Source organism: Natronocalculus amylovorans (assembly GCF_023638035.1).
Lineage (GTDB): Archaea > Halobacteriota > Halobacteria > Halobacteriales > Haloferacaceae > Natronocalculus > Natronocalculus amylovorans.
Map to the genome: position 1 here is coordinate 81,339 of NZ_JAKRVX010000005.1, position 13,348 is coordinate 94,686.

14 protein-coding genes and 4 pseudogenes are annotated in these 13,348 nt (G+C 49.0%); 10 read left to right on the forward strand and 8 right to left on the reverse strand.

Going from position 1 to position 13,348, the window contains the following annotated elements:
* The first annotated feature begins 108 nt into the window (after window positions 1-108).
* The 5 genes and pseudogenes from AArcSt2_RS12340 to AArcSt2_RS16735 all read left to right on the forward strand — a co-directional run bounded on the left by AArcSt2_RS12340 (window position 109) and on the right by AArcSt2_RS16735 (window position 4,709).
* Window positions 109-1,503 carry a protein adenylyltransferase SelO gene (locus tag AArcSt2_RS12340; RefSeq protein WP_250585040.1) on the forward strand — a complete coding sequence of 465 codons (1,395 nt, stop codon included), beginning with the start codon at window positions 109-111 and terminating at the stop codon, window positions 1,501-1,503.
* Between the two features lie 235 nt (window positions 1,504-1,738).
* Window positions 1,739-2,602, forward strand: a pseudogene (locus tag AArcSt2_RS12345) (IS1595 family transposase).
* A 666-nt stretch (window positions 2,603-3,268) separates the two neighbouring features.
* Window positions 3,269-3,640 carry a MarR family transcriptional regulator gene (locus AArcSt2_RS12350; protein WP_250585043.1) on the forward strand — a complete coding sequence of 124 codons (372 nt, stop codon included), beginning with the start codon at window positions 3,269-3,271 and terminating at the stop codon, window positions 3,638-3,640.
* Window positions 3,630-4,025 (forward strand): PIN domain-containing protein, encoded by a 396-nt coding sequence (locus tag AArcSt2_RS12355; RefSeq protein WP_250585044.1) that lies wholly within the window; start codon window positions 3,630-3,632, stop codon window positions 4,023-4,025. Before AArcSt2_RS12350 ends, AArcSt2_RS12355 begins: the two co-directional genes overlap by 11 nt.
* A gap of 558 nt (window positions 4,026-4,583) precedes the next feature.
* Window positions 4,584-4,709 carry a hypothetical protein gene (locus AArcSt2_RS16735; protein ID WP_302928943.1) on the forward strand — a complete coding sequence of 42 codons (126 nt, stop codon included), beginning with the start codon at window positions 4,584-4,586 and terminating at the stop codon, window positions 4,707-4,709.
* Window positions 4,710-4,844: 135 nt separating this feature from the next.
* Here the strand turns inward: AArcSt2_RS16735 and AArcSt2_RS12360 are convergent, their stop codons facing one another.
* Entirely contained in the window at window positions 4,845-5,258 is a 414-nt protein-coding gene (locus tag AArcSt2_RS12360; protein ID WP_250585046.1) for a helix-turn-helix domain-containing protein, read from the reverse strand.
* A 98-nt stretch (window positions 5,259-5,356) separates the two neighbouring features.
* Between AArcSt2_RS12360 and AArcSt2_RS12365 the strand changes: the two genes are divergently transcribed.
* Window positions 5,357-5,977 carry a DUF7509 family protein gene (locus AArcSt2_RS12365; RefSeq protein WP_250585048.1) on the forward strand — a complete coding sequence of 207 codons (621 nt, stop codon included), beginning with the start codon at window positions 5,357-5,359 and terminating at the stop codon, window positions 5,975-5,977.
* 173 nt (window positions 5,978-6,150) lie between these two features.
* Window positions 6,151-6,573 carry a toxin-antitoxin system TumE family protein gene (locus AArcSt2_RS12370; protein ID WP_250585050.1) on the forward strand — a complete coding sequence of 141 codons (423 nt, stop codon included), beginning with the start codon at window positions 6,151-6,153 and terminating at the stop codon, window positions 6,571-6,573.
* Between the two features lie 315 nt (window positions 6,574-6,888).
* On the opposite strand, the gene AArcSt2_RS12375 is transcribed toward AArcSt2_RS12370, so the two are convergent.
* From AArcSt2_RS12375 to AArcSt2_RS16840, 6 genes and pseudogenes are all read right to left on the reverse strand, one after another.
* Window positions 6,889-7,242, reverse strand: a complete 354-nt coding sequence (locus AArcSt2_RS12375; RefSeq protein ID WP_250585052.1) for a hypothetical protein — start codon at window positions 7,240-7,242, stop codon at window positions 6,889-6,891.
* 313 nt (window positions 7,243-7,555) lie between these two features.
* On the reverse strand, window positions 7,556-7,774 hold the full coding sequence (locus AArcSt2_RS12380; RefSeq protein WP_250585054.1) for a helix-turn-helix transcriptional regulator: 219 nt from the start codon (window positions 7,772-7,774) through the stop codon (window positions 7,556-7,558).
* 13 nt (window positions 7,775-7,787) lie between these two features.
* Entirely contained in the window at window positions 7,788-8,225 is a 438-nt protein-coding gene (locus AArcSt2_RS12385; RefSeq protein WP_250585056.1) for a DUF2178 domain-containing protein, read from the reverse strand.
* 175 nt (window positions 8,226-8,400) lie between these two features.
* A pseudogene (locus AArcSt2_RS12390) lies at window positions 8,401-8,886 on the reverse strand (transposase); the annotation flags it as partial.
* Window positions 8,887-8,976: 90 nt separating this feature from the next.
* Complete coding sequence (locus AArcSt2_RS12395; RefSeq protein ID WP_250585058.1) at window positions 8,977-9,510, reverse strand: hypothetical protein; 534 nt, start codon at window positions 9,508-9,510, stop codon at window positions 8,977-8,979.
* A 561-nt stretch (window positions 9,511-10,071) separates the two neighbouring features.
* Window positions 10,072-10,326 (reverse strand): annotated as a pseudogene (locus tag AArcSt2_RS16840) (RNA-guided endonuclease TnpB family protein); the annotation flags it as partial.
* On the opposite strand from AArcSt2_RS16840, the pseudogene AArcSt2_RS12400 reads away from it, so the two are divergent.
* From AArcSt2_RS12400 to AArcSt2_RS12410, 3 genes and pseudogenes are all read left to right on the forward strand, one after another.
* Window positions 10,314-10,466 (forward strand): annotated as a pseudogene (locus AArcSt2_RS12400) (IS5/IS1182 family transposase); the annotation flags it as partial. The pseudogenes AArcSt2_RS16840 and AArcSt2_RS12400 overlap by 13 nt on opposite strands.
* Before the next feature lie 101 nt (window positions 10,467-10,567).
* The gene (locus tag AArcSt2_RS12405; RefSeq protein ID WP_250585060.1) at window positions 10,568-10,774 is read left to right on the forward strand and encodes a hypothetical protein; all 207 of its coding nucleotides are present in this window, start codon (window positions 10,568-10,570) and stop codon (window positions 10,772-10,774) included.
* Between the two features lie 257 nt (window positions 10,775-11,031).
* Window positions 11,032-11,220, forward strand: coding sequence for a hypothetical protein (locus AArcSt2_RS12410; protein ID WP_250585062.1), 189 nt, complete (start codon window positions 11,032-11,034; stop codon window positions 11,218-11,220).
* A 1,052-nt stretch (window positions 11,221-12,272) separates the two neighbouring features.
* Here the strand turns inward: AArcSt2_RS12410 and AArcSt2_RS12415 are convergent.
* Complete coding sequence (locus AArcSt2_RS12415; protein WP_250585064.1) at window positions 12,273-13,118, reverse strand: HFX_2341 family transcriptional regulator domain-containing protein; 846 nt, start codon at window positions 13,116-13,118, stop codon at window positions 12,273-12,275.
* Between the last annotated feature and the right edge of the window lie 230 nt (window positions 13,119-13,348).

Consider the following 13,348-nt stretch of genomic DNA (forward strand, 5'->3'; position numbering starts at 1 on the left):
CAGGCGTGTAGACAGCAAACGCCAGTTTAACCCTCTCGAACCTACCGTGGCTTAATAATTTCAAAACAAGATTATTAAAGCAAGCAGGCTAATATCATACAGAACTAAATGGCCTATTCATTCGACACCACTTACAAAAATTTAGACTCAAGCCTCTATTCCAGAGCAACCCCAAAAAATATCGCCAACCCTGAAACTTTGATTCTTAATGACGAGCTGTGTGCCGATCTGGGATTGGATACGGCTGATCTCAATGCAAAAATCCTAGCAGGCCAAGACCTTTTAGAAGGACCAATCGCCCAAGCATATGCAGGTCACCAGTTTGGAAGTTTTACCCTCTTAGGCGATGGGAGAGCGATGATACTCGGCGAGCATGTACACGATGGCGAGAGATACGATATTCAATTGAAAGGGTCTGGTCGAACGCCATACTCTAGAAGAGGTGATGGTAGTGCAACTGTCAGTTCGATGCTCAGAGAGTATCTGTATTCATACGCGATGCAGAATCTACACATCAAAACATCGAGAAGTCTGGCAGTCGTCAAAACTGGCGAGGCAGTGAAACGACGACAGACAGAGCCCGGAGCCGTCCTTGTCCGAGTAATGAACAGTCACATTCGATACGGGACCTTCCAATATGTTGCAAGCCAAGCATCCGACGAACTACCGCAATTCACGGACTATGTTATTGACAGACACTACCCCCAAATAAATGCAAACGATCGGAAATATCTGGATTTCTTCGATGCAGTCATGCAGTCGTCGATTGAGATGGTTGTTGATTGGCTGCGTGTCGGATTCATACATGGGGTTATGAATACGGACAATATGAGCATCGATGGCGAAACATTTGATTACGGACCCTGTGCGTTCATGAATTACTACGATGAGGAGACGGTGTTCAGTTCGATCGATAAACAGGGACGATATGCATTCGGGAACCAGCGACCCATCTTGCGGTGGAATCTTGAGCGGCTCGCAGAGGCACTCCAACCACTGTGTGCACGATCAGCACTTACGTATGATGAACTCGAAGGCAAACTAGACGAATTTGAGGACCGGTTTGATGCACAATACTACGCAATGATGCGGAAGAAATTAGGGATAGACTCGGGCGGTCAAAGAGAACTTGTGGATGAATTTGTCGACTGGCTTCGCGACTCAAAAGCAGACTATACGAACACCTTCCTCGAGTTAGAGACACCGGGCTCATTTGATGACCCAGCTTACGCATCACCGGAATTCGAACAGATACGGGATCGCATAGCTGCTATTGGATTAGATGAGAAGCTAATGCAGCAAGCCAATCCACGCTATATTCCTCGCAACTACCTAGTAGAGGAGGCACTGTATCAGTATATGGAGACGGAGAATCTGTCGAAAATCAAGGAATTGTTGACTTTGTTACAAAATCCGTATACAACGAAAGAGATGGGATCACAATTCCAACAACCGCCTCCACGAGAATTTGATACAGAGTATACCACGTTCTGTAATACGTGAGCAGATCTTACGAAAATTGACATCTCCACCGATTTTAGCTGAGTTGAGGTGCTGTATTCTCTCCCTGCTTGCGCCTTCAGCGCTCGTTGAGGAAGGGGGCTTAGCAGCTCAACTCAGCTAAACCGCGACGCGGTGTTACAACCACGCTCTTGGGTAGAAGATTGTTGGTCAAGTCTTGGCAGTAGCTGGAAGTCACAGAGGACAAGGGTGACACGAACGTGTCACCCGACAAACGATGTTCCCAATCAAGACGTTTGTCTCGGAGCGTCGGGCTGCGAACCTGCTTCGACAGGTTCGCTGGCGTGACGGCGTCTATTGCCCATGCTGCCGTGGCGAATCCGTGATTCGGTACGGCAGCTATCGAGTGTTCCAGCGCTACCGGTGTAAAAATTGCGACCGTACGTTCAACGATCAAACAGGCACGGTTTTTGAGGACTCAGCAGTTGCTCTCAGAAAATGGTTTTTCGCGGTCTACACCTATATCCGCTTCAACACGAGTCTTAGACAGTTTGACGTGGAAATCGGCGTTGTCCTACAAGACGATCTACCGGCGCGTCCAGCGCTTCCTACGGGCGCTGGACGCACTTCTTCCACATCTCGAAGGTCCTGTTGAGACCGACGAACTGTACGTAAAAGCCGGACTCAAAGGCCGCGAGCGCGACCAGCCGTCACGCTCGCGTGGAACATACAACAAGGACAAGCCACCCGTGTTCATTCTCGCAGATCGTGGCACCGGTGAACGGCACGTGATCCCAGCGAAAGACGCCGATGAATCGACAGTCCGACTCCTGCTGGCTAACCGCCAACAGGAGTCTTTGACAGTCTATACTGACGGCTTTCGGGCGTATGAAGCACTTGAAAAGACGACGCATTCACTCGTGAATACGTCGTCCATGGCGACGGCGAGTACGTTGATGGAGACGTTCACGTGAACACTTGCGAGAGCCACAGATCGCTGGTGCGATCGTGGCTCTCTCCTCATCGAGGAGTCTCCAAGGACAAACTGACGCCGTATCTGAGAGCGTTTCAGCTTAAACGTGAGGTGTTCAGAAAACCAGGAAAAGAAGCTCTAAAAAATATCCTTGAAGCTGCACTATGACTCACCAACAATCTACGCCACAAGAGCGTTGATGTGACATCCTCCCACGACTGAAGTCCTGTCTCTTACCCATAAGTTCGCCGAGTCTCAAACAGTCGTTTCAGACGTTGTCTCCCCAGATCTACTGTTGAAAGAGCAACATGAAGAGAGGTTCGAGCGGTGAGATCGGCGATCGAGGGGGTGCTGAATGTGGACAAGCGAGATCGCCAAAATCGTTCCACAAGACTGTTCTCTCCGTAGACCTCGGGGTTTTCAGTCATATTCACCAAGATCGATACTGGTTCGATTTGTGGGTAAGAGACAGGACTAAAGCCGTGGGTTTTCTCGCCTAATCTGTATAAATAGTTCCACCCTGCGGCTGGGGTGTGCCCCTATAGGTGAATCAAGCTTCAAATCATTTTAATATAACCACTCAATCTGATGGACGACTGTTCGTGAGCGTGCAAAATGGACCAGATGGACTCGGAGCTCTTTGTGTGTTGGAAACAGAGGAACTTATCAATCTCAATATTAAGATTAAGATTAAGGTTATCCTCTGTCGACCACCGGTCTAATCGACGACTTTGGGTAAGAGAATACCACACCATTCGCTTCGTGTATCTTGGATATATATGTCCATAGCTCACGAGAGTAATAGCTAATACAGTACAGTGAGAATTCCCATGTATGTCTGAATCAAATCGGGATGGAGGTGGACGGTACTCACCATCGGTCACAGACGCCGACATTCTTGGGATTCTTGAACGGGCATCTGCACCGGTGATGACTGCCACTGAAATCGCAGATGAGCTCCCAATTGGGCGGAGTGCTGTTCGAAAGCGACTCGTCGACCTGCACGAACGAGGAACAGTCGAACGAAAAAGCGTTGGTGCTCGATCAGTCGTCTGGTGGATCGTCGACGAAGACGATGAGACTCCAGATTTCAAAAGCGGATTTGGGTCATTCGCTGAAACTGATCTCGAAGAGCAGGTTGAGAAAGCAAGTGACGAGTTCGACCAGGGGGTCGAGGAGCGACAAGATGCTTTGTTTGGACACTAGCTTTCTCATTGACTACCTTCATGGTCGAGATCACGCACTGACGTTTCTCGAAGAGCGACCAAATGCTGAGTACGGTGTTCCAACGCTGGCATTGTGGGAACTCTATGCCGGGGCAGAACGATCTGATAAGAAGGGAGATTCGATTGCAGCGATTGATGACTCGCTCGATTGGATCGATGTGATCGGATTCAGTCGAAGTGCAGCCCAAGAAGGTGCTCGGATTCGCGCTCGGCTATTCGATCAGGGTACACAAATCAATGCAGTTGATGTCCTCATAGCGGGTGTTGCTCGAGATAGTGGCGCAGACCTTGTCGCGATGGATCGAGATTTCGACAATGTTGACGGACTCCATGTTCTCTATCCCAACGATCTGTATTCGAAGTAATTGGCTTGGATAACTCTGTGTGTGCGTGCAAATGGATTTTGTCTGTTACAGCTAGTTAATCTTAATATTAAGAGTAAGATTAGGGTCAAATCGGACGCAAGAGGGATATTATCCTCGAATGTCTCCTTGTCGAGGTCCTCGAACATAAGATGAGAAACAGTTGGTCGCACGTAGTAGTGATTCGTGCAAAGCGAGTCGTTCCAAGCATCGCTGGGCTTGATGCACAAGAGTTGCGACTATTATTTTTCGTCTCTGTCGGGGTGACAACGGGCGTTATGAAGCACGACCTGGCTCAATCAGCTGATGAAGGCAACAAGACTAGATTGCTACATACATTCTCTGTGCTACTAACGCAGATCTATTACGATCGTAGCACACACACCTTTTTTGACGAGTTAAAACAGCCAACTCACTGCAAATTCAGTGCTTCGTCTACCATCTCGGGGATAATCCGTAGATCATACAGGTAGTAGCTGCCGCTACTAATACCGTCGTTTCGTACGTCAGCTTCGACGAACCCTTTCTGTCGCAACTGACTGATTCGATCGTGAAGAAGCAGTGCTCGTCATCCAAGCAGCGGGTGATGATCTCACGGAATACGAAGCAACTCATGCGATCGACCAGTTGTTGAGCTGTGGGTGGATATACGAGGTTGATGGTGAGATCAGAATTACTGAGCCGTAAGCCGTAGGGACGCAATGTTATCTGATCCAGCATTGTAGCCCACAAATAAGGACCAAACTGTTGTTTCGAACCGTTACCCGACCGATCAGATCGCCTCTGCATCCTCCCCGTTCCAAGTTGCCAAGTGGAAACAAGTCAGTGACCGATCGAACTGTTATACATTGTCTCGAATTCTTGCTCACCACGGATCAGCTCGTCGACACCGTTTGTGAGTGTCACGTATCCGAATACTGTTGCTCGATAGTACGTATACAAACCATCTTGTCCTCGTTCGGTACGCTGACGTTTTTCGACAAGAGCAACATCGACGAGTTTGTTAAGGTGATAGTGGAGAGTACTATCGTCAATATCCATTACTTTTTCCAGCTCTTTGGGGCTCATTTCATCGCTGTGAACGAGGCGGTAGAGGATTTCGTACCGAGTACGGTGCCCAACCGCAGCGTGCATCCCAAGGTACTCCTCAAGACTGAGGACGCTACTTTCGGGTAGCAAATCTTCTGGATCTTCCGGAAACCCACCTTCGGAAGTTTGCGTTCGATTTGTAGCCATCTTTGGTTCTATTACGTATGGGTGACTTTTAGCTTTTCTCAAGCCAACAATTCTCAAAAAAAGGACTTTTTAAATACTAACAGTGAACATGACCGTGTATGTCTGTCGATATATCGCGTGACCTGATTGTCGAACAATTAGGAGACGTGACTTACGATCGGTTTCTCTTTTACTTAATGGGACCATACAAATCGTTCAACCTCAACTACGTTCTTAGCGAGAAAGAGCGCCAAGAAATTAACGTAGAAGACCTTCCGGGTCCGTTCCGTCGATTATTTCAAAGCAAAGATGAGATCGACGCAGCACAAGCACTCTTACGACGGATACAGGGTGAACTTCGCGTGAAACCAGGAGTGAACGCCTTTCTCGCCCTCGATATTGACGTGGATACCGATGATGTAGACGCAGCAACTCAGAGTATCGAATATACGAGGTACAGCAATGCAACTGCGTTTATTTTACCGTTTCTTGGACACAACTTTGGCGTCGGAGAAGAAGCTGGAAGTATTCTTGAGGCACTTTCAGAAACACATGGAGATCGGCTATTCTTTGTTCACGAGAACAATGTTACGAGTGCCATGATACGGTCGGCACAGGTACGATGGGACCTACGGGTGGAAACATATGAGACAGAGTCAGAACTTGTTTCAAAACTTCGGATATTCACCGCGGGTATTATGCACCGAGAGCGTCGCGGCGATCTCGATCTGTTAGACTGACTTTTTAATACAAAAACGGTGCTGAGCGTCATGTGCTCAAATTTTGGACATACAACGACCTTATTTCACACCTTACACCACTTCCTCTGTTGGTAATTCAAACGATCGCAACGACTACGTCGTCGTTTTTATCCTCGATTGATTCCTCAAACACTTCTTCAGGATTGTCTGGCGTGTCATCTATTGATGCTGCAAACAGATATCGCCATTCACCATCCTCGGTCGCAAGTATCCAAACAATCTCGTCTTCGGCTGGGTCATCAACTGTAACTGCGATCTATGAGCATACGCGTGAGATATCCCGTGAAATCAACCACCGTGTACTGAAACTACAGAGCCCAAATGCTCAGATCGAAATCGTTTGGTTTGAGAACGGTGACTTCTCGCTCCATTACCACGAAGATCATGAGCAAGGACAATTTGATCATCGATGGGACCGCCATCCATCAGATCACAACGCTCGTGACCACATCCACCTTGGTCTAAATGCACTAACACCTGGAGGTGATTTATTTCATCCCAGCGATTGGCGTGACGTTCTCTCAGTGGCTCTCTCCGAGGTTGAAGCCCGTCAACGTGCATTTTGGGAGGAATAAAAAGACCAATCAACTCAAACGGTTACGCCGGGAGCAGGGCCGCGCACGATTTCACCCCAAGCCGATCGTAACCTTGCGTATGGATTGATTGAAATTCGTCGAATCATTAGTACGCTGGAACTATCTACCTCGATTCGTGATGAATACACAGCGCGAAGGTCGCAACGACCGAAAACTGGTCTCCTATGAGATGATAGGTCGATATCTGCACTGTATCAACCAATTTAATACTTCGCAATCAGCTGGAATTTGGCCGTTAAAACGGTAGATTCGTAGCCGTTCGGTCTCGGCCGAGAGGGTCTCTTGCTACCGCATCTAGCGTCTCGGCTCTGTTTCGAGATATGTCTCAGCGTCGCGATATTTGCCTTCCCCGAGTTTCTCCCCTATTCGTCGTTCGAGTTCAGCCTCGTTGATCTTTCCGTCCATGTACGCCTGTCGGGGTTGTTCGACGGGATCGTCAATAGTTTCTCCCTGCTCGGTTCTCGCCCCGTCGGATTCATCGGCATCGTCCGCAAGTATGCTCTTACTGACGAAATACGAGATAGACAGTACTGCGAGGAGGCCCATTGCTGCCATGGGGACCACCATGCCCAAATTCACAAGAATAATAATAGATAATAATGATACACCAGCCGCAATGGACGCAGCAAATAACTTCCACTCACTCATATATTAGACAAAGTAGCAGTCCTAATAAATGTCATGCAGATGACCCTAGGTTCTGGCCACCAACAACGGCTAAGACCGCAGGACAACACGAACAAAGACACGATGGTATAGCGAACCCACACTGTTAGATTCGCTATGACATTGCTGGGTGCTGGTATCATGGTCTGGTGGGGTAAATATCGACGCGAGCTGACTGTCGAATCGGACTCGGAATCGGGATGGCTGGGTCGGTCGCTCTTATTGAGATCTGGACGAACACTGACTTCAGCGAACTCCAGTTGGCGGGATTGGTCGTCGCGCTCGGTGTTGCGGATTACATCGATTCCCTCTCAATCGGATCAGTATCTGGCTCAAACAGATCTTCAATCTGACACTCGAAGTACACGGCAAGTTTGAACGCTAACTCCAGCGATGGATCGTAGCGGTCTCGCTCAACTGCGTTAATCGTTTGTCGTGAAACACCGACAGTTGTGCCGAGTTCTCCTTGACTTAACCCTTCACGTTCGCGGTAGGTCGAAATGTTGTTTTTCATAACGACTCTGCGTTTATTTGTACTGTTGTTTCCCAATCCAGCGGGCTGATAAGAAAATGAGGATCAGTAACATGTATCCCCAGATTGCACCTCGAACAGCGGCAGGGGCAGTATAGATGCCAGTCGTGGTAAGGACGACTTCCGCTGGGAGTCCGACTGTCGTCACTGCTATGACGAACATAATCGTTGTTTGGCTGGCCTCCCGCTCCATCTGTTGTTCGAGTTCATCTCTAACCGAAACCGGGGAGTACCAATATCCAGCAACCATCCCGAGACAACCGAGCCAGTAGAGCCCGAGTCCCACAAAGAGTACCACTGGTTCTTGAATAAACATCCACACCGCAGTCATAATAAACAGACAGACGGTACCGAGTCCAACGGCCCAGTTTACCCACTTTTTGTACTGTTTTCGCTTCTTGACTTGCTGTGTCGCGGTAAGTCCTTCACTCATTCTAATCACGGGTGTAAAACACCCTTTACAGTAAAGAGTGCTTTACACAAGTATATAAATCTATAGCTTTTGTTCAAACGGCCATCATATTCGGTGAATGCCAGAAGTTACTAGCTGTTCATTTCAGGGAGTAATTTGATGTCTGTCGCGTTATACAGTTTGCCTGTATTGACCGCTCAGAGTCGTGTTTTCGAGTCGTCGTCAGCTGTAAATCGAGAATTGCGTTCACCTTCGTATCTACCAACAGCGTCACTTCGAGCGGCTGAATCGTGAGTTCAGCTCGTTTCGAGGCGTGACTGCGGTCAAATCCTGACGCATCAACACCAACAACGCCACTTGTCGGAAGTAGTGTTGCTGAGAGAGTCAATATGACACGCCACACAGCCATATCAAGCCGATTGAACGCCTTACAGAGCGTTGAAGGCGTAGGTAGTTCAGCTAATCAAAGAGTTCGACGAATGCGTGGCATCTCGATTAATTCGTCAAGCAGGCCACGATCGGTCGTGTTCTTCCGAATTTTGAGACATAGCAGAACAACGTCCTGTGGGAGCGTATAGCGGTGTTTGGAGAATTTCGAGGAGTATCGAGGGACCGCTCGGTGTGCCAGATGAATCGCCTTCTCAGTAAACTGGAGAATCTGCGACTTCGGGAGGGCCTTCATTTCGTGGAATTACAGGGCAGACCTGTAACTCTTTGAGGATTTCAACAGAGCCTGAAATCTCTATGTAGCCTCGGAGTCGAAACCGTTGGCTCAGTCAGTGTTCAACTGGTCCTGCATCTCGGAGAATTCTTCAATAACAAACGAATTGACTGGCGTATCGGTTTCCTCAGTACCGAGCACGACGACGATGTGTTCGTCTTCTGTGTCCGTAATCGAGACCTCCTGTGCAGTCGCTGTCGTCCCATCAAGAGCACTATCCTCATCAAGTTCAAGTGCAATTCGGTAGACCCCGTCAGTATTGAACACATCTCCAAACGTGGCCCCAGAGTCTCCGTCGGCATCTTCATCGTCCTCCCCCTCAGGGTCGACTTCGAACGATTCCGTGAGGACAGCCGTCCCGTTGGGATCAGTGATTGTGATCTCTCCGGAGAGTGTACGGTCAGTCGCATTAAACAGATTGACGTCATCAAGGACGAGTCCAGCCAGGAGATCAATAGCGCTCGTGCATCCGGCGAGTGTCGCCGAACCGACTGCGACTGTGATCCCAAGAAAATGGCGGCGAGAGGAAGTAGTTGATCCAATTGGTGACCGATCAATACCACTGATGGAGGGCTGGCGAGACATAAGCAATCTATTGGATTCTGCCAGATATTTAATGGTTTTTGTTGAGGGCGGCAAGTCGACTCGACAGTCGATGTAACCCTCCCATCGGCTTTGTTGAGATCCAATTTGTCAGACCGGTTCTCACCTGAAACAGCCTGTCGATGAGAACTGCGGACTAAACAGGGAAAGGACTATCTGAGAGTAGTTAAAATTCTTATAGTATGGAGACAGGTCACCTGCACCTCAGAAAGGGACTTAGTTTTATTTTAGTCTTCGCACTCCTTGTACTGCTCCTAATAGCCACAAGAGGCGCTATGGGAGGTGCATATGAGTATATATCTAGTTTGAACTGGGTGACTGGCATCGTATTCCTCATACTTGCAAGTATAATCCCAATTTGGCTTGTTCTTCAATACGCTGGTTCTCATGGTGACTAAACTCCCTGTATTGACTGATCAGAGCGATCGGTTTACATTATGAGCGAGACAGGCGATGGTGAGTTCACATCACTTCACAAGACATCGAACGTACGCGTAAACGACCACTGGCGCGGTGGCCCGTGGCTTTTGTAATTCCCTCAGCCTACGCCGATAGCACTCCACGCGAAGCGATTTCGCGGGATGAGGATGGGCGGTTTACTGAACGCCCCGACCCGGACAGACGCACCAACCGAACTTGTGGTTGGGTTTTGTGAGTCCGGTAAGTAACCGATTCAATATCTACGCCAGCGTATTTTGCCCACGCTCACCACGCCACGTTCACACTCGCGTTCCGGTCAGCATGGTCTTGCTGAACCTCACACGAATCGTTCGTACACCGGAACCGCCGACCTCTACGGCCAACGGAGTCACTCAGAGACAGTTAACTCAACGCTCAAATGGAAGTACTGCGCGTTCGTCCGTTCACGACGCTGGTGGAAGCAGTTTCGTGAACTCGCCCGGGCGTGTATCGTCCACAACCTTGACCAAGCCCTCTAACAAATCAGTGCAGCGAGTAGACGTATCGCTCAGTGAAAGTCAGGTGTCTTGAGGTGACTTAGGTAGGAGGATTTATTTAAGAGTGCAGTTATCACTCATAGATGGGTTCTTCCGATGATTTTAACGGCTCAGCAGTGGTCGGTGCAGGTATCGGTGTTGGGTTAGTAATCGGTGCCGGGTGGGGAATGGTGATGGCACAGATTGTTGGTGCTGATGTAGGGACCGGGATTACAATCGGTGCAGGTGCTGGGTTACTAATTGCACTCGTTTCCGGGGCCGTTGTCTATTACACCACAAAAGCTGAATGACCAGTATGCGTGCATACTGAGCGGATGTCGTTCATTGATTTATTCGTGATCGTCTAAGAACCGCCAATATAGGAAGAAGTAGGCTTATTGAAATCATTGGGTAGGGGAATTCAACTCAAAAGTCGTCAAAAGTTAGCCTCTACACGTCAACAGCCTCGGGGTCAAGCCCCGTGGCATCCGCCTTGTATTTCTGTGAAGAGGGTTTCAACTGAACCACTCTCACAAAGAGATATGATGCTTGTTTTCCATTCAGAGGCATGGACAAATTTACCGAAGAATTGAGCGATGATGAATTACTCGCTTATTGCGTGGCCTTTGGTATTGTTATCGGAGTAGTACTCGGGATCTTCAGCGGGTTAATTGCCAGTAATGGGTTTCTTATAGCAATGGGGCCCGTTATAGGCATCTTTATTGGTCTTACAGCATGGTTTATATTTTCTGGCTAAATTGGTTTTAGCTCTTAATAACCCGACATATCTTGATCCTTGGTTGCGTACCAACTGCACACTACAGACTTCCTCTTGATTCGTTGTTCAGAGGCTGCTAAACTCAGGGCCCAACTGTTTCACGGAGCTGAGGAGATCACGATTAGACTTTCACCCAGTTCAGAAGAAACCAGGTGAACACCAAATGATCTACCGAGAAAAACACTAACAAGCGCGAGTATTGGTGAAACCAAATTAATAAGCCGTGTATCGTTCCACGCCTCTGTTCCAACCATTCTGCCTTTCAGCGAGTCAGTCATACGGGAAAACCGATTTCAACCCACAAATAGTCACTGCGCAGTACACACGTCTACGGACATGCTGGTTCGACCCACGCAGGACGAACCAAACAGAGTCACAGTGCTGCGTTCACTCTTTGTATGCAGCACAACCCATGAAAAATATTAAAATTTGACTATTTCAACAGATCCGATCTGTGTTATAATTCTGCTTATATATCCAAGCTGTGTGTAGTCGTTCTTGCTATCTCACTAAGTTCTGAGTCTTCCTGTTGTTGGAGTAGCAATTACACGCCTATCATTGGAAGCAGTGGCAGTTGCTAGCATTGGTTTCAGAACCGCGAATAGTCATTCTCCACGGGTCCTTGTTCACCAAATATCCGAATCGAGATTGATCGGGTAGACGAACAGCGCGATCCCCACGATCGTGTGCAAGTGCAACTGCCTCAAACTTTCTGTCAGTGAGCCCAAATCGATCGACTGGAGTCGCTAAATCTGTGCTGAATCAGTTGGTCAATGAGAAATGAGAATCGAGTACTTAGAAAACGGTTCGGCCGACAAGAACAGCCGATCCGTAGGCGACACCCAACTGGAGCTGATAGACGTGTCAGCGGGGACCAGCCACAGACGAGGGAGGGCCATCACCTCCGAGTGAGGCGTCGCACATATTGACTAAGTTGTTATTAGAAGTTCTATCTTAACTGTGTATATTCCGGACAATCCGGACAATCCGTATAACCTATATAAAACGGCTCATGTATACCGCCAGCAGTTTTAGTGGGTCGGATTCTTGTGTTCAAACGCATAATAAACGCGACGGCCGGTGTCGGTGAGATGCACATCATCAGATCGGCCAACTGACCGTAGTTCAACGTATCCACGCTCACGCAGCGGTGTGAGGATGTGTGTCTCCAGCGCACGATACTTTGCCGTACGACTCCCGCCAGCGTCCACGACGAAATGGAGCTCGTAATCTTGAGCCCACTCAATGAGGTTCCATTTGTCCGTTGTCCGGTTATTTGCTTCGCGTTCATGAATACGGCCAAGGATTGCGACCTGCTCTGCGCTCGGTCCATCAACGGGGTAGAGTGGGAGGTCGATGATCTCATCAACGCCAGCGGTGACTGACTCCGCTGCTCTGTTGTGGTTATGTTCCGCCGGTGTAACGCTGTACGGTCGGGCACCAACCACCATACACGCCATAGCAAGCCCGACTGCTGTGATTCGTGGTCCAGTCGAAACGTTGGCAAACAAACGATCGCCATCCGGATCAGTGACCGCATGCTGTGCTGCGACCGTTGTTGCCACGCCGAGCACATCATATACATCGTTCAATCGAACCGGAAGTGGCCGGACTTCGGCGAACTCTGCAATCGTAGTCAACGCATCGCGCTGATACTCGGTCAGCGACTCGACGTCAACATCAGTTGCGTCGGGATCCTCCCACGCCACGTCGAAATTAACGGCGCCGCGGTCGGCGTCACGATCGGGGTGTGAAACAAGCAGGTATACCACGTCGGCACCATGACGATGGAGGGGCGTGACGATACGATCGTATTCGTGTCCAAGAGGGACTACATGGACACGCCGCTCGTTCATACGGGGGACAAAATTTTCCATATGTAACCTGCCCCGAGCGAACAATTAAACATGCATATTGGGCTGTGCTTACGATCAGTGAGTTCAGTAGTACTGACGGGATTCCCTGTTTAAAGTAAGATGTTGGGTCAAAAGATACCTGTGGCCTTGTCCGGAGAGTTAGTAGGGACAGCTCAGCGACGTCCAGAGCAGTCACTGTCACGACTGGCGTCGAACCACATCGCCGGTTCCAAAATATCCCCTGACGCTGT

Coding starts and splice junctions, on each gene's coding strand:
- AArcSt2_RS12340 (WP_250585040.1), top strand. CDS start 109: ATGGCCTATTCATTCGACACCACTTACAAAAATTTAGACTCAAGCCTC.
- AArcSt2_RS12350 (WP_250585043.1), top strand. CDS start 3,269: ATGTCTGAATCAAATCGGGATGGAGGTGGACGGTACTCACCATCGGTC.
- AArcSt2_RS12360 (WP_250585046.1), bottom strand. CDS start 5,258: ATGGCTACAAATCGAACGCAAACTTCCGAAGGTGGGTTTCCGGAAGAT.
- AArcSt2_RS12365 (WP_250585048.1), top strand. CDS start 5,357: ATGTCTGTCGATATATCGCGTGACCTGATTGTCGAACAATTAGGAGAC.
- AArcSt2_RS12375 (WP_250585052.1), bottom strand. CDS start 7,242: ATGAGTGAGTGGAAGTTATTTGCTGCGTCCATTGCGGCTGGTGTATCA.
- AArcSt2_RS12380 (WP_250585054.1), bottom strand. CDS start 7,774: ATGAAAAACAACATTTCGACCTACCGCGAACGTGAAGGGTTAAGTCAA.
- AArcSt2_RS12385 (WP_250585056.1), bottom strand. CDS start 8,225: ATGAGTGAAGGACTTACCGCGACACAGCAAGTCAAGAAGCGAAAACAG.
- AArcSt2_RS12395 (WP_250585058.1), bottom strand. CDS start 9,510: ATGTCTCGCCAGCCCTCCATCAGTGGTATTGATCGGTCACCAATTGGA.
- AArcSt2_RS12405 (WP_250585060.1), top strand. CDS start 10,568: ATGGGTTCTTCCGATGATTTTAACGGCTCAGCAGTGGTCGGTGCAGGT.
- AArcSt2_RS12410 (WP_250585062.1), top strand. CDS start 11,032: ATGGACAAATTTACCGAAGAATTGAGCGATGATGAATTACTCGCTTAT.
- AArcSt2_RS12415 (WP_250585064.1), bottom strand. CDS start 13,118: ATGGAAAATTTTGTCCCCCGTATGAACGAGCGGCGTGTCCATGTAGTC.